Source organism: Legionella nigrisilvae (genome assembly GCF_977063395.2).
In genome coordinates this window covers 667,916-694,453 of sequence record NZ_CDRUGZ020000011.1, presented here as the reverse complement: position 1 = coordinate 694,453, position 26,538 = coordinate 667,916, and the positions used below count along the sequence as shown (strand labels likewise).

Below are 26,538 nucleotides of genomic sequence, written 5' to 3'. Positions count from 1 at the left end.
ATTGTTTTAATAGGTTAATTCTTGTACAATAACGCAAAAATTATACTTTATGGTGAAAATTGTTTATGAAATATTCAATCTTAATTTCTCTCCTTTTTTGTCAATGTACCTATGCCATGAGTCATATTGTCATGGTTGGAGATGAAAAAGTAGAAATTAAGCACATTGTTGGAAGAGGTAAGACTTTTATACACTTGCATCATAATGAACAAACCGCTTTAAAAGCGGCTCAGGCAGTGGTTCAGAAAGATGGAGGAAGTCTTATTACTTTAGTACATTCTGGCGGTCGCAATGTAGTCTTTCATTTAAACAACCAACGTTTTGAATTTGATCCGAATCGGATTTTTACTGACAATGGAATCAAAAAAACGCTCTCACAGTTCGGTCAATATAATTCACGGGCGCATCAAGAAGTAAATAAGTTGGCCACTAAAATCAAGCAGTTACTTCCAAAAGGTAAAGTAGTAGCGGTTCATAATAATTCAACTTATTCACTTAAAGATTATTTACCCGGAAACACGTTAGAAAAAGATGCGCAGGCGATACATATGATCCCCGAAAATTATTTCCGTAATTTTTATTTAGTCACCAAAATTAATGATTTCCTTCGTTTAAAAAGCAAAGGTTATAATGGAATTTTACAAAAACCTTCCGCAACAGATGATGGATCATTATCCATCTATTTGGCAAAAAATGATTATATCAATGTCGAAGCAGGATACGATCAACTTGTTGAACAGATCAAAATGTTGCAACATGCATAGTAAACATTCAAGACATGCTAATTAAATAGAAATGGTACTTGGGATTCCAAGTTATCACATGCTATCATTGCCTTTTCTCTAATTTTACGGAGTTGTCAATGACCTACGATAAAATCAAAGTGCCTTCACAGGGTGAGGCTATAACAGTTGCTGCTGATCTGTCACTTCGTGTACCTAATAATCCCATTATTCCTTTCATTGAAGGAGATGGTATTGGTGTGGACGTAACTCCACCAATGATTCGTGTTGTTGATGCTGCGGTTGCAAAGGCATACGGCGATAAGAGAAAAATTGCCTGGATGGAAGTATATGCAGGAGAAAAAGCAACTGAAGTTTATGGTTCCGATCAATGGTTACCTAAAGAAACTTTAGATGCGATGAAAAAATATGTTGTTTCGATTAAAGGTCCCCTGACTACTCCAGTTGGAGGCGGAATTCGTTCACTAAACGTTGCTATTCGCCAAGAAATGGATCTTTACACTTGTTTGCGACCCATTCGTTATTTTGACGGCGTCCCAAGTCCACTCAAAGAGCCTGAGAAAACCGATATGGTTATTTTTAGAGAAAACTCTGAGGACATTTATGCGGGTATTGAATGGAAGGCTGATTCCCCAGAAGCTAAGCAAGTGATTGAATTCTTACGAAAGGATATGGGTGTTAAAAAAATTCGTTTTCCAGAGCACTGTGGTATAGGTATAAAACCTGTTTCTAAAGAAGGAACTACACGCTTGGTAAGAGCTGCAATCCAATATGCCATTGATAATGATCGCCAAACAGTTACTTTGGTTCACAAAGGTAATATCATGAAATTTACCGAAGGGGCCTTTAAAGATTGGGGTTACCAAGTGGCACGTGATGTTTTTGGTGCTAAAGAATATGAAGGGGGTCCTTGGATGGAATTCAAGAATCCTAAGACAGGTAAGCAAATCATTATAAATGATGTAATTGCCGACGCGTTCTTGCAACAAATTCTTTTAAGACCGGAAGATTACAGCGTAATTGCTACGCTTAATTTAAATGGTGATTATATTTCTGATGCTTTAGCTGCTCAAGTAGGTGGTATCGGTATTGCTCCAGGGGCAAATATAAGCGATGACGTTGCTGTATTTGAAGCAACCCATGGCACGGCACCAAAATATGCGGGCAAGAATAAAGTTAACCCCGGGTCAATTATTCTATCTGCCGAAATGATGTTGCGTCACATGGGATGGAATGAAGCTGCTGATTTAATAATCAAAGGCATGCAAGGTGCCATTGCAGCTAAAACAGTCACCTATGATTTTGAGCGTGGTATGAACGGTGCAACTTTGGTTAGTAGCTCTGGTTTTGGAGATGAAATAATTAAACATATGTAAATCGTATGGATAAATTTGAGCCTTAGTGGAATACAATAAAATTGGTATTATCCCTTTTTTGTATTTTCACCAAGGCTACTTTTGTGCCATCTACAATTTATACCTTTAATGAATGTTATCTAATCAATATGTTTTTGATTATTTCAAAGACTAATTTTTTCATTAAAAATAGATGATTTTACTGGCCAAAAGTGCGTAGGGAGTCTATAAAAATAGTATAGAGGTTGTATGTTATGAGCGGGCAAAATCTAGAGGAAATTGTTAGGCATAAAGTCGCTGAACCTGAGTTGAGCACGGAAATCAGAGTGCCTAGAAAGTACAAAGTAGTATTGCTCAATGATGATTATACACCTATGGATTTTGTAGTAGAGGTACTGAAGCATTTTTTTCACTTAAGTGAAGAAATCGCTGTTCAGGTGATGTTACAGGTTCATATCCAAGGAAAAGGCGTGTGTGGGGTATTTACACGAGATATAGCAGAAACAAAAGTAGCACTGGTAAATGAATACGCCAGAATGAATCAGCACCCATTGCTATCCAGCATGGAACCCGAGTAATTTGCTGTGGGCTGAAGAGGAGCAACGACAATGTTAAATAAAGAACTTGAATTCACCTTGAATTTAGCGTTCAAGGAAGCAAAAGAGAAGCGTCATGAATTTATGACCGTAGAGCATTTGTTGTTGTCATTGCTTGATAATCCAGCGGCTGGAAGTGTATTACAAGCATGTGATGCAAATATTGAAGCATTACGTCGCGATTTAATTGAGTTCATTGACGAAACAACTCCTAGAATTCCTGAAGACGAATTGGATAGAGAAACACAACCTACACTTGGCTTTCAACGTGTGTTACAACGTGCAGTATTTCACGTCCAATCTGCTGGCAAAACCGAAGTAACTGGCGCTAACGTATTAGCAGCAATTTTTAGTGAACAAGAAAGCCAAGCAGTATATTTTTTACGACGTGAGAACATTACGCGACTTGATGTAATTAATTATATTTCTCATGGTGTTTCTAAGTATCAAAACAATGATATGCATGAAAATATGAACTCTATGGAAGATGATATGAGTTCATCAGAGGGAAATGAGTCACCTTTGGAAAGCTATTGTACGAACCTCAACCGACGTGCGAAACAAGGAAAAATTGATCCCTTGATTGGACGTCATGAAGAAGTACAACGTACTATTCAGGTATTATGTCGACGTAGAAAAAATAATCCCTTGCTGGTAGGTGAAGCGGGAGTGGGTAAAACTGCGATTGCAGAAGGCCTCGCTCGACGTATTGTAGATGGGGAAATACCTGACGCCATCCGGGATTGTATTGTTTATTCTCTGGATTTAGGGGCATTACTTGCTGGAACCAAATATCGGGGTGATTTTGAAAAACGATTGAAAGCAGTGTTAAAACAATTAGGTCAACAAGATGGGGCAGTACTGTTTATTGATGAAATTCATACAATTATTGGTGCCGGAGCTGCATCCGGTGGGGTTATGGATGCCTCTAATTTAATTAAACCCCTATTGGCAAACGGCGAGCTGAAATGTATAGGTTCTACAACGTACCAAGAATACCGAGGTATTTTTGAGAAAGATAGAGCTTTAGCAAGACGTTTCCAAAAAATTGATATTCCTGAACCTACAATTGACGAAACGTTTGAAATATTGAAGGGATTGAAAGGACGATTAGAAGAACATCATGGAGTAAAATTCACTATTCCTGCACTGAAAGCAGCTGCTGAATTATCTGCGAAATACATCAATGATCGATTTTTACCGGATAAAGCAATTGACGTGGTTGACGAGGCAGGTGCTTACCAGAATTTATTAACGGCGAGCAAACGCAAAAAAATTATAAGTGTGACCGAAATTGAGAGTGTTGTTGCGAAAATTGCACGCATACCTATCAAGAAAGTTTCTGCTCGTGATAAAGATACTTTACGGAATTTAGAACGCGATTTGAAACTCTTAGTTTATGGACAAGATCAGGCGATCACTGCGTTAGCCTCTGCAATTAAATTAGGTCGCTCTGGCCTTAGAGATCCACAAAAACCCGTGGGTTGTTTCTTATTTGCTGGACCAACAGGGGTTGGAAAAACAGAAGTAACCAGACAATTGGCTAACGTTTTAGGAATTGAATTGCTACGTTTTGATATGTCTGAATACATGGAAAAACATACTGTTTCTCGTCTGATTGGTGCTCCCCCAGGATATGTTGGTTATGATCAAGGCGGTTTGCTGACCGAAGCAGTTACTAAAAACCCTCATGCAGTATTGTTGCTTGATGAAATAGAAAAGGCCCATCCAGATGTATTTAATTTGCTGTTGCAAATTATGGATCATGGTACTTTAACGGATACTAATGGACGTCAAGCCGATTTTAGACATATTATTCTGGTAATGACCTCTAATGCCGGTGCTGGAGAGATAGTACGGAACTCCATTGGATTCTCCCAACAGGATAATAGCAATGACGGGCTTGAAGTGATCAAGAAACAATTTAGTCCCGAATTTAGAAATAGGCTCGATGCAATTATTAATTTTGCTCCATTGGATTCAGTGACCATTGGTTTAGTTGTCGATAAATTTATTATGGAGTTGGATGAACAATTAAGTCATAAAGGTGTCACTTTTAACGTCGATAAAATGGCACGTGAATGGCTTATTGAGCACGGTTACGACAAAGTAATGGGCGCTCGACCCATGGCACGATTGATCCAAGAGAATGTAAAAAAACCTCTCGCTGATGAACTTTTATTCGGTAAGTTAATGCATGGTGGTCACGTCACCTTAAAAGTTAAAGACGGTAAGTTACATTTTGTCAGTCATGATCATAGAGAGGGCGTTTTTTAGATGACATTGACTGTAATAATAATAACTAAAAATGAAGAGAGAAATATCAGAAGATGTCTCGAATCCGTACGATTTGCTGATGAAGTAGTTGTACTGGATTCGGGAAGTACTGATAAAACAGTTGCCATTGCCAAAGAATATACGGAGCATGTTTTCTCTACCGACTGGCCAGGCTATGGTGCTCAAAAGCAAAGAGCATTATCTAAAGCTACAGGCGATTGGGTGTTAAATCTTGATGCTGATGAATCTGTCAGCGAGGAGTTGCAGCAAGAAATCAAGGCAGCCATGTCCTCAAATACAGCCGATGCTTTTAGAATTGCAATTCAAATGTATTTCTATAATCAACCCTTAAAATACTCTTCTAGTCCTAAACGTCACGTTCGCCTTTTTAAACGGGAAAACGCCTATTTCAGTAATGACATTGTGCATGAAAAAATAGTACTACCCGAGAGTACACGAATTGGTAAAATCAAAAATGTCATTATGCACCACTCATTTAAAGATGTAAGTCATGTCTTATATAAGATGAATAAATATTCATCTTATAGCGCGAAAACATACATCTTAAATAAGAGAAAATCCAGTTTCAGCAAAACAGTAGCCAGTACAACATGGATGTTTTTCAGATGTTATATCTTGCAACGTGGTTTTTTAGATGGCAGAATAGGTTTTTTATTTGCAGTGTTTAATGCACAAGGTACTTTTTATCGTGGTATTAAACAATTGTATCAAGATAGCAATATAGACCAATTGCCAAAAAGCACAGAGGAATTAATTTGAGACTGAGCTTGCTAGAAGAAAAAAACAATTTATTGATACCAACGCTTCTTGTTTTGTTAGCATTTTTTATCCCAATAAGTGTCAGCATCAAGTCCATTTTAGTGGTAGTTAGTATAGTGGCTCTTTTGCTAGCGCCTTACTACAGACAATATATGTATTATGCTTTTAATACATTATGGGCTCGTGCCGCTATTGGTTTATTTCTTTTTGTCATTATCGCCTGTTTGTGGTCTGAAGCACCGTACGCCTTACAGTACAACATTATCGATAAATATTCTAAGTTAATTTTCCTGCCTGTATTTGCCGTAGGGTTTATTAAACCACAGACTAGATTATGGGTTTTAAATAGCTATATATTAACGATGATATTGACGTGTATTATATCAGTGCTAAAGTCAAAACATTTAATAACATTTCATTCCACAGATCCTGCTGATGTATTTTATAACCACATTATTACTGGATTTATGGTAGCCCTAGGTGTTTATTTTGCTGGCATCTTAGTATTACAGCAGAATATGAGTAAAGGATTACGGATTTTTTATCTGTTTATGATTATCTTAGGAACTTATCAGACATTTTTTCTTAATCCAGGGAGAACAGGTTACATTATTTATGGTGTTTTAATGTCTTTACTAATAGTGCAAAAACTTCCCTTTAAAAAGGCTTTGGTAGGAATTTTGGGATTTATCGCTGCAATTAGTTTAGCTTATACTTTGAGCCCTGTGATGCAAAATGGAGTTCATTTAATGATTACAGATATCAAGCTTCTGAAACACAACCAAGCAGATACCTCTTTAGGTTTTAGAATTCAATTTCATCAATATGCGCAATCTTTATTTGAAAAAAATCCACTTATAGGTGTGGGCACTGGAGGTTTTCAATATAGCTTTCAGAAAGATCAGCCTATTCCTGCTTGGGGAAAAAAGCTTAATGAGCCTCATGGTCAATATTGGTTAACTCTTGCAGAACTGGGATTAGTAGGTATTATTCTGTTTCTTTTTTTCATAGGAACCTTGTTTTTAACTGCCTTCAGGCTTAACCAAATGAAGCCCATTCTTTTAGGGTTATTGGTTTCTTTTTGTGTTTTATCGTTCTCAGATACTATATTTTGTTATTCAACAATAGGTTACTTGTTAATTCTTTTCAGTGCATTATGTTTTGGTGAAATCATAGAAAATCAAAAGGCAATAATCGATCAGGCGCATGAGTACAAATAACCTCAGCACGAACTCCGATTTTAGCCTGGTGCAGCGAAGCGAAACCGAACCTCTAGCAATAATGCCTGGTTGCGGCTTTGTACTTTTAATTATCTAATAATTGAATAGGCCAGAGATGGTAAAAATGATGAACGGGTCCATTTCCAAAGCCCACAGAATGTTCTTTTGCCGCTTGTATGGCATTAAATAAATAGTTTTTTGCGATATCGCACGCTTTAATTAAATCAATTTTTTGGGCAAGACAGGCTGTTATGGCTGCAGATAGGGTGCACCCAGTTCCGTGAGTATTTTTAGAGTTAATTCTTGGGCTCGCAAACCAATGAATGTCTCCGTTTGCACCTATTAATAAATCATTCGATTCAACTGAATGCAAAAGATGTCCCCCTTTAAGTAAAACGTATTTGGGGCCAAACTCAAGCAGCTTTTGACCAATATACTTCATTTCTATTTCAGATGATGCATTTAGGCCGGTGAAAGTAAAAGCTTCTGGAAGGTTAGGGGTAATCAAAGTAGCTAGTGGTACCAGTTGGGTGATTAAAGAGTTCACTGCTTCGGGTAGTAATAATGGATCACCACTTTTAGCAACAGTTACAGGATCAATAACAATAGGAATATCCAGAGCATTTTTTTTTAGGAACGATGACACTAATTCAATAATTTCCGTGTTGAAGAGCATCCCTATTTTTATACTGTCCGGTTTAATATCGTCAAATATAGCGTTCAGCTGATCTTCTATTGCCTTCAATGGAATAGGGTAACAGTTTCTCACTCCGCACGTATTTTGTACCGGCAAAGCGGTAAGTACCGTCATCCCATAGCAGCCTAATGCCGAAAATGTTTTTAAATCAGCCTGAATTCCGGCTCCACCTGAACCATCAAAACCTGCTATAGATAAAGCTTTATATTGCATGACTAGACTCTTGTACAGTTTTTGACATTAAAATCCAGTCGGGATCGAATAAATTATTAATAAACACTTCTTTGAATGTAGCAGGGCGTTTGGCTTGTTCATGAGCCAATTGTCCACACAAGCCAAAATATGCAGTTGCTTGAACTGCAGCGTGAAAATGGTTTGCTTCGCAAGCAACAAAGGCACTCAGGACAGCAGTCATAGTGCAACCCATCCCTGTAATCAGGGACATAAGGTTTGAACCAAATGGAAGTAAAATCTCATCCACTCCGTTAGTTATAAAATCTTGAGGGCCACTGATTACAATTGTTTTTTTTGATTTTGCCAGCATATGGGCGCTCTGAATTGCTTTAGTTACAGGATCTGAGCTTTCGACTCCTTTAGTGCTTCCATTTGAACCAGCTAATGAAATGATTTCACTCGCATTCCCTCGGATCACTTGAGCATAAGGAAATAACTCCATTGCAGCAGATGTTCGAAGTTTGCTCGCTCCTGCACCTACAGGATCGAGAATTAGGGGTTTATCTATTGAGTTTGCAATGTTGGCTGCAAATCGAGCTCTCTCCATAAATGAATCATTCAAAGTTCCGATATTAATATATACAGCTTGACTTAAATCAATCAGTTCTTCAATCTCGACTTGAGATTCGGACATGAGGGGTGCAGCACCCAAAGCCAAAAGGCTATTTGCCATAAAATCCATAGTAACGTAATTAGTAAGGCAAAGTATTAAGGGTTTTTGTTGCTTTAAACGGGTGAGGGTGAATTGTATGTGCTCAAGCATATCGGGTCCTGAAAAACGATACTTCGCAGCATGAGAATAAGCTCCGAAGTATATATTGGATACCTACCAAGCTGCAATTTTCTCTTCGGGTCGTAAAGAACATTCTTCTGAAATTGAGCCATCATTGCATACAACGTATCCTGTCACGCTGTAGGTTGAAACGACGCCGCCTTTCCATAAGCAGCAACCACGAAATAATTGTAAATCCATGACTGCGTGTGGGGTGCAATAACATGTAGAGTAAAAACCATTTTTACAAACAAGACGGCCTGCTGATGAATCACAATAGCTTACTCCTCCCATTTGACCACAGCAACCGGAAATATATTGGGATTGCGAATATGCTGGTGAAATAAGAAAACTTAATATACCGATACAAAAAAGAGATTTAAGTGACTGCATCTTGATTTCTCGAATTATTTTTCTTTTTAGAATAACATAGGGTTTGTTTAAATTTCTACTATATTACTCAAGCTGTGCTGATTATCTGCGTTTTGGGACGCGAAATTCAGCATTTAAGAATTAATGAGTTAATTAACCCAATATTTCTAAAAACTATTAGTCGGAACTTGAATTGTTTGTAGAACATTAGGATAAAGTACAAATAAATAACTAGTAGCTAAACCTGCTAATAGACCAAATAAATGTGCTTCCCAGGATACGCCTTTATCTCGAGGAAAAATACCAAAGAATATACCTGCAAAATAATAGAGACTAATTATGCCCAGGATTATGGTTGTTAATGTAGCGGTCTGATAGATATTACTAACTAAAAAACCCCAATATCCAGTGATTAGTCCACTAGCACCTATATGTAAACCAGGTTTAGCGAAACACCATATGGCAATTCCACTTAAAACAGTTATCATTACGGTAACGACAAGAAAGTAGTTAAGCCCATTTATTAAAATGAAATTACTTAAAACGACCAAGGGAATCGAGTTAAAAAATATATGATTGAAATTTGAGTGCAGAAGAGGGGCAAATATAATACCAGGCAAGCCACGGAGATGTCTTGGAATAATGCCCAGCAATAAGATGTTTCTATAGATCTTACTCACAAAGAAAAAAAGCCATGGAATCACCAAAATAATTTCTAGGATGGGAATGTTATTTTTAGTTTGGGTAATAATCAAGTAAAGGCTATTGTTTAATTCTTCAAGCATTTTTTACTCATGTATTTGGGTAATATCACAAGTCAAACTCCCTTGTGCCAAGCGTATATCGATTGTATCGCCAAGATGTACTTGTTGGTGCGAAAACAATACTTTATTTTCTTTGGTAGCAATAGCATAACCTCTATCCAGTGTAGCCAAGGGGCTAACTGCATGCAAGGTAGATAATTGAGTTCTAAATTGATATTGAAGTTGGCTGATCTTATTTTGCATGTGCTGAATTAATTGAGCTAAGATTTTTTGTAAAACCATCTTTGTTTGATTAATTTGGTTTTTGGGATTTTGGACGTGTAAATGATTGATGCACATGTGGAGTTGATGTGTTTTCTGTTTGATGTATGATCGCATGCAGGCAATCAATTGCCGTTCCAAGTAATCAGTGGTTTGCCAATAACTGGAAATTGCTTTTTGTGGTGAGGATATTTTATCGATTAAGTGATGCAATCTAACTTGGTATTTTTGTAAAAAACGGTGCATTGCCGCAGATAAACGAGAGATGGAATGGTTTAATAATTTAAACAGCTCAATACAGTCGGGGGTCACTGCTGCAGCGGCTGCAGTCGGGGTTTCTGCTCTGTAATCAGCTACAAAATCGGCAATGGTAAAATCTGTTTCATGGCCAATCCCAGATACAATAGGAATTGTGCTGTTTGCAATAGTTCGTGCCAGCCTCTCCTCATTAAATGCCCACAAGTCTTCAATACTTCCGCCTCCTCGCGCAAGCAAAAGCACATCGCATCGTTTTTCTATATTGGCACGTTTTAATGCGTTAATCAGTTGTTGTGCTGCGCCGGCACCCTGAACTTCGCTTGGATAGATAAAGACTTCGGCTAATGGGAAACGTCGCGATAGAGTAGATAATATATCCCGAATCGCAGCTCCCGACGTTGACGTGATAATGCCAATGGCGCGAGGCATGGCCGGAATGAGTTTTTTCTTTACTGAATCAAACAAACCTTCACTGGCAAGTTTGTTTTTCAATTCTTCAAAACGTTGGTAGAGTGCTCCCAACCCCGCTTCAGTAATTAGCTCTACAATTAATTGATAATCACCGCGTGCTTCATAAAGGCTTAATCGTCCACTGGCAACTATATGTTGGCCGTCGCATAATTTGTTTGCAAGTCCATTGGTTTGACGACTTTTAAAGAAAACAGCACGAATTTGCGCCTGATGATCCTTCAGGGTAAAATAAAAATGTCCCGATCCCGGCTTACTTAAATTAGAGATTTCCCCTTCAACATGAACAACACCCAGTTCATTTTCAAGATAGCATTTAACCTGTCGATTAAGTTGGCTGACAGTAAGAATTGAATTTCTTTTTTCCACGATCAATTTATACATGCTCCATAAATAATAAACAAAGATAAATTTTAAGCATTCATGACCTACAGAGTATCAAAATTAATATCTTACATATAGTAGTGAAAGAATTTAACTTCATTTAAACCCTATCTTGGCAAACCTTCTAAGAATAAGCTATGATCCTCGCATTAAAAATTAAGAATAAAAATAAAATGAACTCATTCCAAAATAGAAAATTAGGTGTTTTCAGCTCATTTTTGTTTTTACTTATAACTATAAGTATGTCGGGCTGTGTCGACTTATCAGGAGGTAGAGCTTCTGAAAAAAGACCAATACCAAAGATCGCTCAATCTGTGTTTCATAAATCCGAAACTCAAAATAATGGGAAAACCACATCAAAAACCGTGAAAGTGAGTAAGTCGCAACCTTATCATGGTGAAGTACACACTATGTTAGGTGGACTTGGGCTTTTTAGTACTGGAATGAGAACACTGAGCGATACTGTTATTGAAGAATGCAACATACCCGCACCTAGTGATATGTGGTACAACGCTGGTAATGTAACACGTTCTATAGCTACCTATTACCAAAAGCATCAACAGCACAGGCCTATTGTTCTGGTGGGACATTCTTTAGGTGCTAATGAGCAGATTAAAGTTGCTCGCAATCTGGACAAAATGGGTATTCCTGTGGATTTATTGGTCACTGTGGATGCAGTATCTCAAACCATTGTTCCACCCAATGTGAAGCATGCAATGAATTTTTATAAGCCTGGATATGTACCCATGTTTAGTGGTTTAAAACTTAGAGCAGTAAATCCAGAGCAAACACGTATTGACAACATTAACGTGACTACGTTAAAAGGCATCGAAGTGAATCATTTCACTATTGATAAAGATCCCGTTGTGCAAGCAATGATAATGGAAGAAGTAAAAAAGGTGTTGAGTAATGCAAATCAAGAAAAAGGGTAAAGAAAATTGTTCTCGTGTATGCATAATTGGAGCCGGTCCAAGCGGTCTTGCTGCGATTAAAAATTTGCAAGAAGAGGGTGTAACCGATATCACGGTATTTGAAAAGAACAATCAAATTGGTGGTAACTGGGTATATGATGAACGAAACGATCATTCCAGTGTCTATGAAACGACTCATATTATTAGTTCAAAGCGTTGGTCAGAATTCGAAGATTTTCCTATGCCAGCGCATTATCCTGATTATCCATCGCATACCTTGGTTTTAGATTATTTTAAAAGCTATGCGGATCATTTTGATTTAACTAAATATATTCGTTTTAACACGAATGTTTTGAAGGTAGAACATACTAGTCAGCGTCAATGGAAAGTAGTATTTGAAAATGAACAGGGAACTCATGAAGAATTTTTTGATTATTTATTAGTTGCTAATGGCCATCATTGGGATCCGTTTATGCCAGAATATCCAGGGGAATTCTCGGGCCAACTGCTGCATTCACATCAATATAAGAAAGCCTCTGCGTTTAAAGATCAACGCGTTTTGGTTGTTGGTGGCGGTAATTCTGCGTGTGATATTGCAGTAGAGGTGGCACGCGTCTCTTCGCAAATGTGTATTAGTATGCGCAGAGGCTATCATATTTTTCCTAAATTTGTATTTGGCAAACCCACTGATGCAGCGGTAGCCAAAATTAGATGGATGCCTTCCTGGTTAAGACAGAAGTTTTTGAGTTTTTGTGCTCGTATTTTGCAAGGGCGATATGCCAAATATAAATTAATGACTCCTGACTGCGGGCCTTTAGAAATCCATCCTACTATTAATTCAGAGTTACTTTATTTTATTCGCCATGGAGAAGTGTTCCCTCGTCCAGGAATTACTCATTTCGAGGGGAGTCGAGTTCATTTTACAAATGGTGAATCTGAAGAATTTGATACGGTGATTTTTGCCACAGGCTATAAAATAAGTTTTCCTTTCCTCGATAAGGGTATTGCTGACTTTAGTAATTCCACCAAAATCCCACTTTATAGAAAAATGATGCATCCAGACTATGATAATCTTTATTTTATCGGTTTGTGCCAGCCTCAAGGATGTATTTGGCCGCTAGCTGATTATCAGTCAAAAATCGCGGCACGCATTATTATGGGCACTTTAAAACGACCTGATAAATTGCATGAAAAGACACTTCAAGAAATGAATAAACCTCATTATCGGTTTAAATCTCATATACGACATGCTGTAGAAGTGGATTATCATAAGTTTCGTCGTGAACTATTGGATATGTTAGAAGCTTAATATCTCATCCCGGGTGAAGGCCATCCCTTTATCCGGGAGTCTATACGAATAAACTAATTGAGCAAAGTTTCCCCTGGAAGGTAAACGATCTAAGGTAGATTGGAACGTATCTTATTAATCTACCGTAATTCAAAGAACCTACCTCCAAACAGGATCTCCTGACATGGAAGGAGATCTCGCTTGGATAGAACGATTAATTCCTGGATTCCTGCCGTTTAATTAGCGCAGACATTAACTTTTCAATATTAGTTACATGTGGTTTATCTTGAAGAATCATAGCCTTGGTTCGATCATCACAATATCCTTTTACTTCTTTATCGGGGAATATATAAAATTTCTTATCATCTACCTCCTGTACGATATGTTCTGCAATATCAATAGCAGGGCGTGAATGTGACAAAAGAGATTTTAATGCTTCATGTAAAGAGGAGTTTGCATTTGTTGTATGGGATAAAAGGGATGTATCTGTAAATGAAGGAAAAACGATAGAAACATCCACTGGCTTTTTCATACGTATCAGATCAAAATATAATGATTCAGATAAAGCAAGTACCGCATGTTTTGACATGGAGTAACACGCTGTTTGTGAACCGGTACATAATGCATATAAGCTCGCTATATTGATAATATGTGAATGAAAGGGTTGCTCAAACAAGAAAGGAATAAAAGCCTGAATCATATGAATCATTCCATGTAAGTTCACGTCCATCACCCGCTGGATTTGTTCTGGATTCAAATCCCAAATAGGCTCTAATGGGCCTATAATTCCTGCATTATTGTAGAGCCAATCGATACGCCTTAATTTCGCCTCAACTTGTTTGGCCAATTGTGCTACTTCATTAGCTTGGGTTACATCACAAGATATTGACAAAATTTGTTCCGGGAAGAGAGATAATAGTCGTTCGGCTTCTTGTTTGAGTTTTATGCTATCTTTATCTACCATTACTACAGTATTACCTTGTTGTAGATGGACTTGGCTTAACGCTAAGCCAATTCCATTCGCAGCACCGGTGATTACAGCTACTTTCATTTTTTTTCCTTTTGCTATAATTTGATAAATCTTACAAATATAAGGATGTTATCTTGAAAAACGAACATGAAATACCAGAGCCTTATGAGTATCCTGATCAGCCTGACGAATATCCAAAAGAACCGGATCCTTATGAGCCGGATGATCCTGGATTACCTGAACCTGAACCATCACAACCTTCCGAACCAAACTGGGAGTAGTTGTCTCGCAATTGTTCATATGGAAGGTCAATTTAAAGCAGGGGGCTTTATTTGACCGAAACTAAACAATAAAACGAGACCTATTCAAATTGTAGAGGATATCGAGGTAGTCTTCAGGTTAGCCCTCCTAGTTAATCCCCTTTTATCAGTTGATCCAAAGCTTTGCCTATATCCTTGGCCCTCATTAAGCTTTCCCCAATGAGAAAGGTATTAATTCCATGAGCTTGCATTAAATGTATGTCTATAGGTGAGTTAATGCCGCTTTCCGTAATGGTTATTTTATCTTGGGGGATATATTGTTTTAATTGAATACTGAGTTGGATGTCTGTCTTAAAAGTATGAAGACTGCGATTATTAATACCTATTAGTGGAGTAGGTAAACGTAAAGCGCGCTCCAGCTCTTCTTTGTTATGACTTTCTACAAGTACGGAAAGCCCCAACTCATGTGCTAGCTGGCAAAAATCCATTAACTGAATATCATCAAGTAAAGCAACTATGAGTAAGATACAATCTGCGCCTAAGGCCAGACTTTCATAAATTTGATACGAATCAAGAATAAAGTCCTTTCGCAGAATAGGTAGTTTGCACTGGTTTTTTGCTACAGCTAAATAATCAGGATGCCCCTGGAAAAAATCGATATCCGTAAGCACAGAAAGGCACCGAGCACCATGTCGTGCATAGATTGTTGCAATCTCTTCTACATTAAAATCTTCTCTGATCAACCCTTTGCTTGGAGATGCGCGTTTAATTTCTGCAATAATTGCTGGATCATTCTTATCTTTCAGAGCCGCGATGAAATCACGGCGCTCCATAGAGGGTTGTTCTGCTAATAAATTTAAGGGCTTATTTTTTTTAGCAAGAGCTACTTCTTCTTGTTTTCGTTGGGCAATACGTTCTAACACACTATTCATGATGCGATTCTTTATTTAAAGTTTGAGTTAGTTGGCTGAGTTGAGTGAAACATTGGCTGGCTTTACCGCTGTCAATCACGACTTTGGCATGTTCCAATGCCTGAATGAAAGAAATATGTTCCTGAGCGCAGTAAATTGCTGCGGCAGAATTTAATAAAACCATGTCGCGAGCGGCTCCTTGTTTTCCGGAAAACACCCCTTGAATCAATTCTAAACTTTGCAGGGGGGAATCAACGATCACTTCATCTAATGAGTGATGTTTGATTCCATAGTCTTCTGGGTTAATAATCCAGTGATGAAAGGAACCTTCTCGATACTCAAGTACATCTGTAGAGGCTGCAATACTGATTTCATCTAATCCATCTTGAGAGTTTACAACTAAAGCTCGCTCACTTCCCATATGAGCCAGTACCGAAGCTAAAGGTTTTTGCCAATCTTTTGAAAATACACCTACTACTTGTCTTTTTACTCGCGCAGGATTGATTAATGGTCCAAGTAAGTTGAACAACGTTCTAATCCCCAGTTGTTGACGTGCAACACGTGCGTGTTGCATGGCGGGATGATAGTGAGGCGCAAATAAGAATGCCAAACAACATTGTTCAATACACCTTTGGATGTGTTGATCAGAAAGACTTAATATAAAACCGGCTTGTTCTAATAAATCAGCACTACCACTACGGCTGGAAACTGAGCGGTTACCGTGTTTCGCAACTGGAAATCCTGCTGCGGCTACTACAAAGCTGCAGGCCGTAGAGACGTTAAATGTATTTTTCCCATCTCCACCGGTTCCAACGATGTCAATTAAATTGGTCCCTAAGTCGATGGGGTGGGCTAATTGCTGCATGACTTCAGCCGCAGCTATTAATTCTTCGGTCGTTTCACCTTTCATGCGCATGAGTGCTAAAAATGTTGCGATCTGTACCTCATTATATCGACCGGACATACATGCATGAATCACTGATTGCATTTGTTCCGGATTCAAATTTTTTTTCGCGATTAAGTGCTCAAATAGAAGATTGGGTTTCATATTTTAAGAAATTCTCTAATAATTGCAGTCCATGTTGGCTTAATATTGCTTCTGGATGGAATTGTAGACCAAAAACAGGATATTGACGATGTGAAATTGCCATTATTGTATCATTTGTCCATGCGTCAATAGAGAAACAATCAGGAAGACTTTGTTTCTCAACTGCCAAAGAATGATAACGTGTTGCTTGGAAGGGGTTCGGAATGTTTTTAAAAATTCTTTGTTGATTATGTTCTATAGTTGACGTTCTTCCATGCATTATTTGTGGAGCGGTTATTATTCGACCACCAAAAACTTGAGCAATACTTTGGTGACCAAGGCAAATACCTAAAATAGGAATAGTACGATAAAAAGTGCGTATTGCTTCCATGGAAATGCCTGCCTCATTGGGCGTTTTTGGCCCTGGTGAGATGACCAAGTATTGAGGAGCAAGCTTTTTTATTTGACTTATATTAATTTGATCATGGGTATAAATTAATACTTCTTGGTTGAGGCATTGGAAATATTGTACAAGATTGTAGGTAAATGAATCATAATTATCGATAATGAGCAGCATGTTAAATCTAAATATGGGTTGGTGATGTGGGTGCAGCGCAGGATACCGGACATCTACTGACTATAAATTCTGAATCCACTGCGCAGATCCAGTCTATTCTTTTATAAAGTAAAATCTTCTCCTAAATAAACGGCCCTGACTTGTTGGTTGGCTAGTATCAACTCCGGGGTTCCTTCACATAATATTTTTCCTTGACTGACAATATAGGCACGCTCGCAAATATCAAGAGTCTCTCTTACGTTATGATCGGTGATTAAAACACCAATACCTTTATTACATAAATGTTGAATGATTTTTTTAATATCAATGACCGAAATCGGGTCCACTCCAGCAAAAGGTTCATCAAGAAGGATGAAGGAGGGCTCTATAGCCAGAGCTCTTGCAATCTCCACACGTCGTCTTTCTCCTCCAGATAGAGCCATACCCAGGCTTTTATGCAGATGTGTGATATGAAACTCTTGAAGCAGAAGATCGAGCTTTTCTTCTCGTGCCTGTTCATTTAAATCAGGTCTCAGTTCGAGAATGGCCATAATGTTTTCTGCTACAGTTAATTTACGAAAGACTGAGGCTTCTTGGGGAAGATAGCTAATCCCTAGACGGGCTCTTTGATGCATGGCACATAGTGTTATATCCTGGTCAGATAGAAAAATTTGACCTTCATCACAGGACTGCAAACCGACGATCATATAAAAACACGTTGTTTTTCCTGCTCCATTGGGACCCAACAAACCAACGCACTCACCTTTTTTTATATGGATACTGATGCCGTTAACCACAGTTCGCGATTTAAAGGATTTTTTAAGATTTCGGGCTTCCAGTATACTCATGATGATTTCTTTTCTGGGTGATAAATAATAACTATCCTTTTACTGTCATCACCTTGAGACAGAACATGTTGTTTCACCGTATCATAACTTATTTTTGCAGCAGAAAAGGAATTTTTTCCTTGTTCTACTCGGGCATTTCCTATTAGCTCAATTAAATGGCGTAAGGGATAATATCGAATGGTGTCGGCATAAGCATGTACGGGAGGTTTTTGAGGATCCGTTATTGTCCAATAGTGTGCCTGTTTTTCTTTAGTCCCATTGGCTATGGCAACAACCAGTTGATTTTTTTCATTCCCAATAGTCACCGCTTTATCGGCATGTAAATTTGTTGTTCCTTGTACTAATTCCACATTGCCCGTATAAGTTCCTTTATGATCTTGTTGGCTTAAGTCAGCTGAGTCTGCCATAACATGCATTACTTGTTCTTTATCCTCCGTCAAGGCATAGGCAGCAGATGAGAACAAGAAAAAAAGGAGTAAACTATAGTTAACCATTCTCTGGAGCATAACTTCCTCTTGCTTGATGCAGTAATTCTACTCTTTTTTCATCGAGATAAGCATTCATTCCAGTTGATTGTACAATATTACCTGGTTGCTGATAGGTTACCAGCAAATCAGAACTTGCTTTCTTTTCTTTAGGGAAGTAGGTAACTTCTTCTGTTTTTAAAGTACTTTCCTCCGTTCCCTTTTTTTGACGCACTACAACGTTCCCTGTAAAAGTAATTTGTTTGCCCCCTTCAAATGATTTGGCTTTAAGTGAGCTAATGTCCCAGGGAGGTTGTTCTTCTTGGCTTACAATAATATGAGGATTTTGTAATAAATAGACATTACCTTTTTGAATATGTTGCATGAACGGTGCGGTGAGGACATTAGCAAGTGTACCTTCTGGATTAAACTGGCGCACTGTAACGTTAACAATAGTAGTGTCTACGGAATTTGCCAAAGTCTCGCTATCTAATCGAATTTTAACCGTAGAGTGGCTGTAATACCATCCGGAACAGGCTAGGATAATTAAAGTAAAAAAAAGCCATATAAGTTGTTTTGTTGCATTCATTGTTTTAGATAACCTGCTATCGCTGAATCCATCTTATTCTGTGCCTTTAAAATAAGTTCACATAACTCCCGTACCGCTCCACGGCCTCCTGATAGGGTGGTTTGCCACATAGCAATTTCTTTAATTTGATGTACCGCATTGGCCACTGCGACACTAAGCCCAACTTGCTGCATAATTGGTGCATCTGGAATATCATCACCAATGTAAGCAAAGTGCTCATCCTGGAGATTTAATTTGCTTTTTAGTTGCTTGTAGGTCTCTTGTTTATCCAATTGATCCTTATAGTAATGAACAATTCCTAATTGTTGCATTCTATGATCTACTACTGCATTCCGCGAACCCGTAATAACGGCGACCTCAATTCCAGCGGTCATCAGTAATTTTAAACCCACTCCGTCATGAATATGGAATGTTTTCTGTTCATTAAAGTGGTTATCAATATATAAGAGACCATCAGTAAGAACACCATCTAAGTCACAGATAAGGCATTTAATATTCTTGGCTCGCTCAATTAATGTATTCATTTAAAAAACACCCGCTTTTAATAAATCATGAAGATGAAGAACAGCCGAAGGTCGTTTTTCTTCATCAATGACAATTAATGAAGTGATGCTGTGTTTTTGCATAATAGTCAAAGCCTCCGCAGCAAGCATCCCTCTGGAAATAGTACGAGCATTACGGGTCATAACTTCTTTTATTGGTGTGGTATTAATATCATATTGACGGGTTAGAGTGCGTCGGATGTCTCCATCGGTATAAACCCCAACAAGATATCCTTTGTTATCAACCACACAAGTCATACCCAATTTTTTATCGGTTACTTCAAGTAACGCTTCACTTACGGTTGCGTTTTCATGAATAAGGGGTAGCTGTTCCCCTTGGTGACAGAGCTCGTCAATACGTAGCAAAAGTCGTTTGCCCAATGAGCCGCCAGGGTGTGATAAAGCAAAGTCTTCCTCACTAAAGCCCCTGGCTTGCAGCAAGGCAATTGCTAGTGCATCTCCCATTACCAAGGCTACAGTGGTGCTTGTTGTTGGTGCGAGGCCAAGAGGACAGGCTTCTTGCTTGATACTAACGTCTAAGTTGACGTCGGCTGCTTTTGCTAAAGTTGATTCAGAATTTCCAGTTAGGGCAATTAAAGGGACTTCAAGTCTTTTTAATAGAGGAAGTAATGTAACCAATTCCAATGTATTGCCCGAGTGAGAAATGGCAATTACGGTATCTTGACGGGTAATCATTCCCAGATCCCCATGACTTGCTTCGCCCGGGTGCATAAAAAAAGAGGGGCTACCTGTACTGGATAAAGTTGCAGCGATTTTATTAGCTATATGACCGGACTTACCCATCCCAGTTACTACAATCCGTCCACTACAGGAGAGCAGAAGTTCACAGGCTTTTTCAAACCTGCTATCAATTCGCTGAGTTAACTCAAAGACAGCTTGGGCTTCAGTTTCAATGACCGCCAGTCCGAGGGTACAAAAATTCATAGGCAATTGGATGTTTTTTGTTAATTTTTCATTCTAACAAAAAAATATTTGAATATATAGAATTAAATACCCCAATTTTTTTATTGATCCAGTGTGGGAAAGCTTTGGCTAATGCAAAATGACATTCCGAACAAAATTTTTTAAGATTTCCTGCAAAACCTTGCTCAGTATCACTCTTTAAAAAACGCAGTGAACAAAAAATCAAGTCGCTTAAAACCTAGCATTTTGGAGAGTATCTTAGGTATACTTCTACTTTTGGCTAAATCGGAAAGAGAGCATGCCTGAAAATTGGGTAGAAATAAAAAATTTAGTCTTCACTCGCGAAAGCCATTGTATTTTTAATGGTATTGATATGAGGGTTCAGCGTGGCAAGATTACGGCAATTATGGGACCTAGTGGTTCTGGAAAAACAACTTTATTGCAGTTAATAGGTGCTCAGCTAAGTCCTGACAGTGGCTTCATCCATGTCAATGGTCAAAACATGCATCAATTATCTCGCAAAGCTTTGTATGAGGCGAGACGTAATATGGGCTTACTTTTTCAAAGCTCTGCTTTATTTACCCATCTTTCAGTATTTGATAATGTGGCTTTTCCTTTGCGGGAGCATACTCAACTTAATGAGTCCATGTTGCGTGATATCGTATTAATGAAACTAGAAGCTGTAGGATTACGAGGTGCTGCAAACCTAATGCCTGCTCAGTTGTCCGGTGGCATGGCCAGGCGAGTTGCTTTAGCGCGTACTATAGCATTAGATCCTGAACTTATGATGTACGATGAACCATTTACTGGGCAAGACCCCATTTCTTTGGGGGTGTTGGTTCGTTTAATCAAAAGGTTAAATGAATTGTTGCATACCACAACAATAATTGTCTCACATGACGTTGAAGAAACTTGTTCTATAGCAGATTATATATACCTAATTTCTGGTGCAAAAATCATTGGTCAAGGAACCCCGAATGAGCTCATTCAGTCATCTGAACCTCAGATTAGACAATTTATGCATGGGGAAGCTGATGGGGTTGTTCCTTTTCATTATCCTGCCAGAGCCTATATAGAGGAGCTATTAGATGCTTGAGTTCATTACACGTATGGGTAATCGTAGTTCCCGGGTTTTGCAAAATTTGGGAAATTCAGGCTTATTTTTGTTCTTTATGTTGTTCAGACGGCCCGGAATTTCAAAACTTTGGCCCTTGCTACGCTATCAAATTCATTTTGTTGGTGTTTTATCGTGCTTGATCATTGTTGTTTCTGCCTTATTTATTGGAATGGTAGTAGGACTTCAAGGTTATAATACCTTGCAAAAATTTGGTGCTTCCAGTCAACTAGGTCAATTATTAGCCTTAAGTATTTCAAGAGAACTTGGTCCAGTAATTAGTGCATTGTTGTTTGCTGGACGTGCGGGTTCTGCCCTAACTGCCGAAATAGGTTTGATGAAAGCCACCGAACAATTATCCAGTATGGATATGATGGGAGTTGATCCTTTAGGCAGAGTTATTTATCCTCGTTTTATAGCGGGTTTTATTACCTTACCTCTTTTGGCATTAATTTTTTCTGCTGTAGCCATTTTTGGTGGTTATTTTATTGGTGTTCATTGGTTAGGAGTGGATGCAGGAAGTTTCTGGTCAAATATGCAAGCAGCAGTGGATTTCCGAATTGACGTACTCAGTGGTATCATTAAAAGTTTAGTTTTTGCTTTTGTTGTAACCTGGATTTCTGTATTCCAGGGGTTTGAATGTGTGCCTACCGCAGAAGGTATTAGTCAAGCGACGACTAAAACAGTAGTTTATTCATCGCTTGCTGTATTAGGGCTTGATTTTTTGTTGACCGCAATGATGATTGGAGATTGGTAAATGAGTAAGCAACGTTACGTAGATTTTAGTGTTGGCCTATTTATGTTGCTTGGTATATTGGCTTTGCTGGTCATGACAATGAAAGTAAGTAATTTTTCTAGTTTTGGATCTCATGACAGTTATGATGTAACTGCTGATTTTACCGATATTGGAGGCTTGAAAGTCCGGGCACCTGTTACTGTAGCAGGAGTTAGGATTGGTGAGGTAACTCATATTGAGTTGCAGCCGGGAGACCTGAACGCAAAGGTAACTATGCGTTTGCGTAGCGATAAAAAAATACCTTATGATGATGCTTCAGCACGCATTTTGACTGAGGGGTTGCTTGGTTCAAATTATATTAGTATTGTTCCAGGCTTTGAGGATGACGAGAATAAAGAGCATCCTTATTTGCAAAATGGAGATGTGATTGGAAAAACTCAAGAAGCAATTATTCTTGAAAATTTAATTGGTCAACTATTATTTAACATTAAAAAATAAGGTCAGAACATGAGAATAATAAAAACAATTTTATTAGTTGTCAGTGTGATTTTATCTCCGATAATGAATGCATCACAAAACTCTCCTATACCTATGTTAGAGCAAACTGCTAACAACATCATCGCTACCCTAAAAGAGAACAAGGACAACTTAAAAAGCAATCCCAGTATTATTTATCGCGCTGTAGAAAACAATTTGCTACCCATTGTTGATGTTGCAGGTATGTCACGTTCTGTTTTAGGAAGACAAGCTTGGAGTAAGGCAACAAATGCGCAAAGAGCGCAATTTTCTAAAGCCTTTACACGCTTAGTTATTCGTACTTATTCCAGTCCTTTAGCACAATATACTAATGAAAGCATACAATTTTTACCGTTAAGAGGCTCTTTAAACGCTCGATTTTTGCGTGTTAACAGCATTATTATTCGTGCAGAAGGCCAAAATATTCCATTGTCTTATAGCCTTGTAGCTAAAAATGGTCAGTGGAAGATCTATGATCTTAGCGTTGAAGGGGTAAGCCTGTTGCAAAGTTTCCGCTCCCAGTTTGCCGCTGCATTACAAAACTCCAGTATTGACGAAGTCATTAAGTTAATGGAAAAAAAGCAAATTAAAAGGACTTCCTAATTGTGAAAAATGTTAATTTTAAACCTGGGGTTGATTTGACATTTAAGTCAGTGGTTGCGGTGCGAGCAAAGCTCTATCAGGCTTTGATGGAAAATAAAACCGACCGATTTAGTTTGGATCTAAGTGATGTAAAACATTGTGATAGTGCGGGTTTAGCACTACTTATTGAAGCTAGAAAGCTATGTAAAAAAAATAACAAGTTTTTTGAAATCATAGGTATGCCTATCGAAACTCAATCTTTAGTAGAGTTTTGTGGCGTAAAGGGCATTTTGGAGGCGGTGTAGTTTTTAATTATTCCAATAGGAATGCCCATTTTTAAAAAGCGGTTACTTTTTTAGGATTATAAATTGTAGCCTGGGTGACGGTCTGAGCCAGAGCCCGGGTTTTTCTTTTTTTATTTGGATAATTAAATCTCGGATGATGCGTTTGTTTTATCTCCGATAGAATTGATGCCAAAAGTTGTATTTATTTCAATTTGTGAGCTAATTTTAATGATAAGTAATGAAGAAATCGAACAAAAATTTAAAACCATTGATGATGTTTATTACATCAAAGTGGGGGGGGATGGTTATCAATACCAGATAACCGTAGTTAGTGATGTTTTTTTAAATAAGTCCAAAGTCGCCAGACAGCAATGGGTTTATGCACAATTGAAAGAATTGATTACCACGGGAAAGCTTCATGCAATTAGTATGAATACGTGGACAAAAGAAGAATGGGGGAAGCAAAATGGATAAATTATTAATAAATGGTGGCAAAGCATTAAATGGTGAAGTAGTTATTTCAGGAGCAAAAAATGCTGCTTTACCTATTATGGCGGCGAGCTTACTTGCGAGAGATCATGTCACTATTTCCAATGTTCCCCACCTCAAAGACATAACTACTATGATGGAGTTACTTGGTCAATTAGGCGCTCAATTAATTGTTGATGAAAAAATGAATGTCCAAGTTGATGCAAATCAAGTAAATGAATTTGTTGCTCCTTATGATCTAGTAAAAACTATGCGGGCTTCGATTTTAGTATTGGGACCGTTACTTGCTCGATTTGGTAAAGCAGACGTGTCTTTGCCCGGAGGTTGTGCTATCGGAACAAGACCGGTCGATTTGCATTTAAAAGCATTGAAAACTATGGGCGCCGATATTACCGTAAAAAATGGTTATATCAATGCTCGTTGTCGACGTGGTCGTTTGCAAGGCAAACGTTTATTGTTTGATACAGTCACTGTGACGGGTACTGAAAATATTCTTATGGCTGCAACCCTTGCTGAAGGAACAACAATTATTAAAAATGCGGCTCGTGAGCCGGAAGTGGTTGATTTGGCCAATTTTTTGATTCAAATGGGGGCAAAAATTACTGGTGCAGGGACCTCAATCATCGAAGTTGAAGGTGTGGAGTCTCTTTCTGGGGGTACTTATTCGGTTATGTCTGACAGGATTGAGGCAGGAACTTATCTTGCAGCAGGAGCTCTAACTCGAGGTCATGTTACCGTGAAACGAGTTCGACCTGATACCTTATTATCGCAATTATGTAAATTTGAAGAAGCTGGCGCAGAGTTAACAATAGGTGAGGATTGGGTAAGTCTCAATATGCATAACCAACGTCCTAGGGCAGTAAATATTGCCACCGCACCATATCCCGCTTTTGCAACGGACATGCAGGCTCAATTCATGGCAATGAACTCAGTTGCTGATGGTTCTTCAACTATAGTAGAAACGATATTTGAAAATCGTTTTATGCATGTACAAGAATTACAACGCATGGGTGCGCAGATCCAACTTAATGGAAATACTGCCATAATTAATGGAGTTGAGCGATTAACCGGCGCTCCCGTAATGGCAACTGATTTACGTGCCTCTGCCAGTTTGATTTTAGCTGGATTAGTTGCAGACGGTGAAACCTCAGTTGAGCGTATCTATCACGTGGATAGAGGTTATGAGCGTATAGAAGAAAAACTATCCTTATTAGGCGCTGATATCAAGCGGGTTTCTGACCGGTGATTACCAAAGAAGAACTATCTTTATACCTGCATCAATTCTTGAGCTGTGATCGATATAATGATTACGCACCCAATGGAATGCAGGTTGAAGGTAAAGAGCAAATTAAGCGAATTTGTACCGCGGTAACTGCTTCTGAAGATGCGATTTCTCAGGCAATTGCATGGGGTGCAGATGCTTTGTTGGTTCATCATGGTTACTTTTGGCGTGGTGAAGCGCCCATAGTTATAGGGATGAAGCGTCGACGGATTTATCAATTATTGTGTAATGAATTAAATCTATTTGCGTATCATCTTCCTTTAGATTGCCATGTTGATCTGGGAAATAATGCATGTTTGGCCAAATTATTTGAAGTCGATGTTGTTCACATGCACCGGGCAGGGGGTACTGATAATCTGCTGTGGTCAGGAAAATTAACTCACACAATGAAGCAAGCAGAGTTTACTGAATTTTTAGCAAATAAATTGCGACGTGCTCCATTGTTCATTGCAGGTAGTGAAAAACCCATCACCCATATTGCTTGGTGTAGTGGAGGAGCCCAGGATTTTATCGAGGATGCATTCCGTTTAGGTGTGGATGCCTATATCAGCGGAGAAATATCTGAGCGAACTTATTATCAAGCAAAAGAGTTAGGTATTCATTATTATTCTTGCGGTCATCACGCTACAGAACGTTATGGAATTCAGGCTTTGGGTAACCATCTTGCCTCTCAATTTGAGTTAGAACATTTATTTATTGATAGTGACAATCCTATTTAGGCTCACAATTTCTTAGGTTATCACTTAAAGCCTATCTCAAATGGAATAGTAAAGTCAAAACCAATAAATTATCTAGTACAAATAAATTCCCTTTCTGTGGGCTATTAGTTCATTTTGTGTTTTGCACTTATCTACTATTTCCAATTTTCTTTTATGAAGCGGATGTAAACAGAAATGGCTCCAGAAAAAGACTGCATCCTCAAGCCTTTTGGTTTCTCGGTTCTTTTGGTCTGTTTGGGGAATGGACACAAACTCAGCAAACTTTGTCTAAGGGTCAGGTTTTCCCTAATGCCAATCCCAATTCGTTTCTGTGAGAAACAATTCCGCTGAGATTCAAGTGGCATG

General features: G+C 38.4%; 31 protein-coding genes. 17 read left to right on the top strand and 14 right to left on the bottom strand.

Translation table 11 applies throughout. The annotated features are described in order from the left end of the window. Positions 1-65 precede the first annotated feature (65 nt). The 6 genes from ACWTE2_RS03150 to ACWTE2_RS03125 all read left to right on the top strand — a co-directional run bounded on the left by ACWTE2_RS03150 (position 66) and on the right by ACWTE2_RS03125 (position 6,971). A complete protein-coding gene (locus ACWTE2_RS03150) occupies positions 66-764 on the top strand; it encodes a protein tyrosine phosphatase (protein WP_182391065.1) in 699 nt (232 codons plus the stop codon). Between the two features lie 98 nt (positions 765-862). Then, positions 863-2,119, top strand: a complete 1,257-nt coding sequence (gene icd / locus ACWTE2_RS03145) for an NADP-dependent isocitrate dehydrogenase (protein WP_182391064.1) — start codon at positions 863-865, stop codon at positions 2,117-2,119. 233 nt (positions 2,120-2,352) lie between these two features. Then, positions 2,353-2,676, top strand: coding sequence for an ATP-dependent Clp protease adapter ClpS (gene clpS, locus ACWTE2_RS03140; RefSeq protein ID WP_182391063.1), 324 nt, complete (start codon positions 2,353-2,355; stop codon positions 2,674-2,676). 30 nt (positions 2,677-2,706) lie between these two features. Next, a complete protein-coding gene (gene clpA / locus ACWTE2_RS03135; protein WP_454784106.1) occupies positions 2,707-4,971 on the top strand; it encodes an ATP-dependent Clp protease ATP-binding subunit ClpA in 2,265 nt (754 codons plus the stop codon). After that, entirely contained in the window at positions 4,972-5,751 is a 780-nt protein-coding gene (locus ACWTE2_RS03130) for a glycosyltransferase family 2 protein (RefSeq protein ID WP_454784105.1), read from the top strand. It abuts the gene before it with no gap. Continuing rightward, complete coding sequence (locus ACWTE2_RS03125) at positions 5,748-6,971, top strand: O-antigen ligase family protein (RefSeq protein ID WP_454784104.1); 1,224 nt, start codon at positions 5,748-5,750, stop codon at positions 6,969-6,971. Before ACWTE2_RS03130 ends, ACWTE2_RS03125 begins: the two co-directional genes overlap by 4 nt. 85 nt (positions 6,972-7,056) lie before the next feature. Here ACWTE2_RS03125 and thiD read toward each other — a convergent pair whose 3' ends face one another. The 5 genes from thiD to xseA form a co-directional block, all read right to left on the bottom strand. Next, positions 7,057-7,881 (bottom strand): bifunctional hydroxymethylpyrimidine kinase/phosphomethylpyrimidine kinase, encoded by an 825-nt coding sequence (gene thiD / locus ACWTE2_RS03120; protein ID WP_182391059.1) that lies wholly within the window; start codon positions 7,879-7,881, stop codon positions 7,057-7,059. Further along, positions 7,871-8,665: a hydroxyethylthiazole kinase gene (gene thiM, locus ACWTE2_RS03115; protein WP_454784103.1), complete on the bottom strand. Its 795-nt coding sequence runs from the start codon at positions 8,663-8,665 to the stop codon at positions 7,871-7,873. The genes thiD and thiM overlap by 11 nt, the downstream gene beginning before the upstream one ends. Positions 8,666-8,728: 63 nt before the next feature. Beyond that, positions 8,729-9,067, bottom strand: coding sequence for a neurogenic locus notch (locus ACWTE2_RS03110; protein WP_454784102.1), 339 nt, complete (start codon positions 9,065-9,067; stop codon positions 8,729-8,731). A 146-nt stretch (positions 9,068-9,213) separates the two neighbouring features. Further along, positions 9,214-9,831 (bottom strand): rhomboid family intramembrane serine protease, encoded by a 618-nt coding sequence (locus ACWTE2_RS03105; protein WP_454784101.1) that lies wholly within the window; start codon positions 9,829-9,831, stop codon positions 9,214-9,216. A gap of 3 nt (positions 9,832-9,834) precedes the next feature. After that, positions 9,835-11,181, bottom strand: coding sequence for an exodeoxyribonuclease VII large subunit (gene xseA / locus ACWTE2_RS03100; protein WP_454784100.1), 1,347 nt, complete (start codon positions 11,179-11,181; stop codon positions 9,835-9,837). A 173-nt stretch (positions 11,182-11,354) separates the two neighbouring features. On the opposite strand from xseA, the gene ACWTE2_RS03095 reads away from it, so the two are divergent. Both ACWTE2_RS03095 and ACWTE2_RS03090 read left to right on the top strand, forming a co-directional pair. Then, the gene (locus ACWTE2_RS03095; RefSeq protein WP_182393679.1) at positions 11,355-12,113 is read left to right on the top strand and encodes a thioesterase domain-containing protein; all 759 of its coding nucleotides are present in this window, start codon (positions 11,355-11,357) and stop codon (positions 12,111-12,113) included. Then, a complete protein-coding gene (locus ACWTE2_RS03090; protein ID WP_182391055.1) occupies positions 12,091-13,401 on the top strand; it encodes a flavin-containing monooxygenase in 1,311 nt (436 codons plus the stop codon). Before ACWTE2_RS03095 ends, ACWTE2_RS03090 begins: the two co-directional genes overlap by 23 nt. A gap of 193 nt (positions 13,402-13,594) precedes the next feature. On the opposite strand, the gene ACWTE2_RS03085 is transcribed toward ACWTE2_RS03090, so the two are convergent. Further along, on the bottom strand, positions 13,595-14,431 hold the full coding sequence (locus ACWTE2_RS03085; RefSeq protein WP_454784099.1) for an SDR family NAD(P)-dependent oxidoreductase: 837 nt from the start codon (positions 14,429-14,431) through the stop codon (positions 13,595-13,597). A 53-nt stretch (positions 14,432-14,484) separates the two neighbouring features. Between ACWTE2_RS03085 and ACWTE2_RS03080 the strand changes: the two genes are divergently transcribed. Continuing rightward, complete coding sequence (locus ACWTE2_RS03080) at positions 14,485-14,631, top strand: hypothetical protein (protein ID WP_454784098.1); 147 nt, start codon at positions 14,485-14,487, stop codon at positions 14,629-14,631. Positions 14,632-14,762: 131 nt separating this feature from the next. Here the strand turns inward: ACWTE2_RS03080 and trpC are convergent, their stop codons facing one another. The 8 genes from trpC to ACWTE2_RS03040 form a co-directional block, all read right to left on the bottom strand. Then, entirely contained in the window at positions 14,763-15,542 is a 780-nt protein-coding gene (gene trpC / locus ACWTE2_RS03075; RefSeq protein WP_454784097.1) for an indole-3-glycerol phosphate synthase TrpC, read from the bottom strand. Continuing rightward, positions 15,535-16,569: an anthranilate phosphoribosyltransferase gene (trpD, locus tag ACWTE2_RS03070; protein ID WP_454784096.1), complete on the bottom strand. Its 1,035-nt coding sequence runs from the start codon at positions 16,567-16,569 to the stop codon at positions 15,535-15,537. The genes trpC and trpD overlap by 8 nt, the downstream gene beginning before the upstream one ends. Then, positions 16,547-17,125 (bottom strand): anthranilate synthase component II, encoded by a 579-nt coding sequence (locus ACWTE2_RS03065; RefSeq protein ID WP_454784095.1) that lies wholly within the window; start codon positions 17,123-17,125, stop codon positions 16,547-16,549. Before ACWTE2_RS03065 ends, trpD begins: the two co-directional genes overlap by 23 nt. Positions 17,126-17,226: 101 nt before the next feature. Next, positions 17,227-17,952: an LPS export ABC transporter ATP-binding protein gene (lptB, locus tag ACWTE2_RS03060; RefSeq protein ID WP_182391049.1), complete on the bottom strand. Its 726-nt coding sequence runs from the start codon at positions 17,950-17,952 to the stop codon at positions 17,227-17,229. Next, entirely contained in the window at positions 17,949-18,458 is a 510-nt protein-coding gene (gene lptA, locus ACWTE2_RS03055) for a lipopolysaccharide transport periplasmic protein LptA (RefSeq protein WP_182391048.1), read from the bottom strand. Before lptA ends, lptB begins: the two co-directional genes overlap by 4 nt. After that, positions 18,439-19,005 carry an LPS export ABC transporter periplasmic protein LptC gene (gene lptC / locus ACWTE2_RS03050; protein ID WP_454784094.1) on the bottom strand — a complete coding sequence of 189 codons (567 nt, stop codon included), beginning with the start codon at positions 19,003-19,005 and terminating at the stop codon, positions 18,439-18,441. Before lptC ends, lptA begins: the two co-directional genes overlap by 20 nt. Further along, entirely contained in the window at positions 19,002-19,529 is a 528-nt protein-coding gene (locus ACWTE2_RS03045) for a KdsC family phosphatase (protein WP_182391046.1), read from the bottom strand. The genes lptC and ACWTE2_RS03045 overlap by 4 nt, the downstream gene beginning before the upstream one ends. Beyond that, positions 19,530-20,492, bottom strand: a complete 963-nt coding sequence (locus ACWTE2_RS03040; RefSeq protein ID WP_182391045.1) for a KpsF/GutQ family sugar-phosphate isomerase — start codon at positions 20,490-20,492, stop codon at positions 19,530-19,532. 277 nt (positions 20,493-20,769) lie between these two features. Here ACWTE2_RS03040 and ACWTE2_RS03035 point away from each other — a divergent pair, with 277 nt between their 5' ends. The 8 genes from ACWTE2_RS03035 to ACWTE2_RS03000 all read left to right on the top strand — a co-directional run bounded on the left by ACWTE2_RS03035 (position 20,770) and on the right by ACWTE2_RS03000 (position 26,193). Continuing rightward, the gene (locus ACWTE2_RS03035) at positions 20,770-21,567 is read left to right on the top strand and encodes an ATP-binding cassette domain-containing protein (protein ID WP_454784093.1); all 798 of its coding nucleotides are present in this window, start codon (positions 20,770-20,772) and stop codon (positions 21,565-21,567) included. Then, on the top strand, positions 21,560-22,342 hold the full coding sequence (gene mlaE, locus ACWTE2_RS03030; protein WP_110143469.1) for a lipid asymmetry maintenance ABC transporter permease subunit MlaE: 783 nt from the start codon (positions 21,560-21,562) through the stop codon (positions 22,340-22,342). Before ACWTE2_RS03035 ends, mlaE begins: the two co-directional genes overlap by 8 nt. Further along, positions 22,343-22,819: an outer membrane lipid asymmetry maintenance protein MlaD gene (gene mlaD / locus ACWTE2_RS03025; protein ID WP_182391043.1), complete on the top strand. Its 477-nt coding sequence runs from the start codon at positions 22,343-22,345 to the stop codon at positions 22,817-22,819. It abuts the gene before it with no gap. Positions 22,820-22,828: 9 nt separating this feature from the next. After that, complete coding sequence (locus ACWTE2_RS03020; protein ID WP_182391042.1) at positions 22,829-23,440, top strand: MlaC/ttg2D family ABC transporter substrate-binding protein; 612 nt, start codon at positions 22,829-22,831, stop codon at positions 23,438-23,440. A gap of 2 nt (positions 23,441-23,442) precedes the next feature. After that, positions 23,443-23,724, top strand: coding sequence for an STAS domain-containing protein (locus ACWTE2_RS03015; RefSeq protein WP_182391041.1), 282 nt, complete (start codon positions 23,443-23,445; stop codon positions 23,722-23,724). Positions 23,725-23,931: 207 nt separating this feature from the next. Further along, positions 23,932-24,177, top strand: coding sequence for a BolA family protein (locus ACWTE2_RS03010; RefSeq protein ID WP_454784092.1), 246 nt, complete (start codon positions 23,932-23,934; stop codon positions 24,175-24,177). Next, on the top strand, positions 24,170-25,438 hold the full coding sequence (murA, locus tag ACWTE2_RS03005) for a UDP-N-acetylglucosamine 1-carboxyvinyltransferase (protein WP_454784091.1): 1,269 nt from the start codon (positions 24,170-24,172) through the stop codon (positions 25,436-25,438). Before ACWTE2_RS03010 ends, murA begins: the two co-directional genes overlap by 8 nt. Next, positions 25,435-26,193 (top strand): Nif3-like dinuclear metal center hexameric protein, encoded by a 759-nt coding sequence (locus ACWTE2_RS03000; RefSeq protein WP_182391038.1) that lies wholly within the window; start codon positions 25,435-25,437, stop codon positions 26,191-26,193. The genes murA and ACWTE2_RS03000 overlap by 4 nt, the downstream gene beginning before the upstream one ends. Positions 26,194-26,538: the final 345 nt, after the last annotated feature.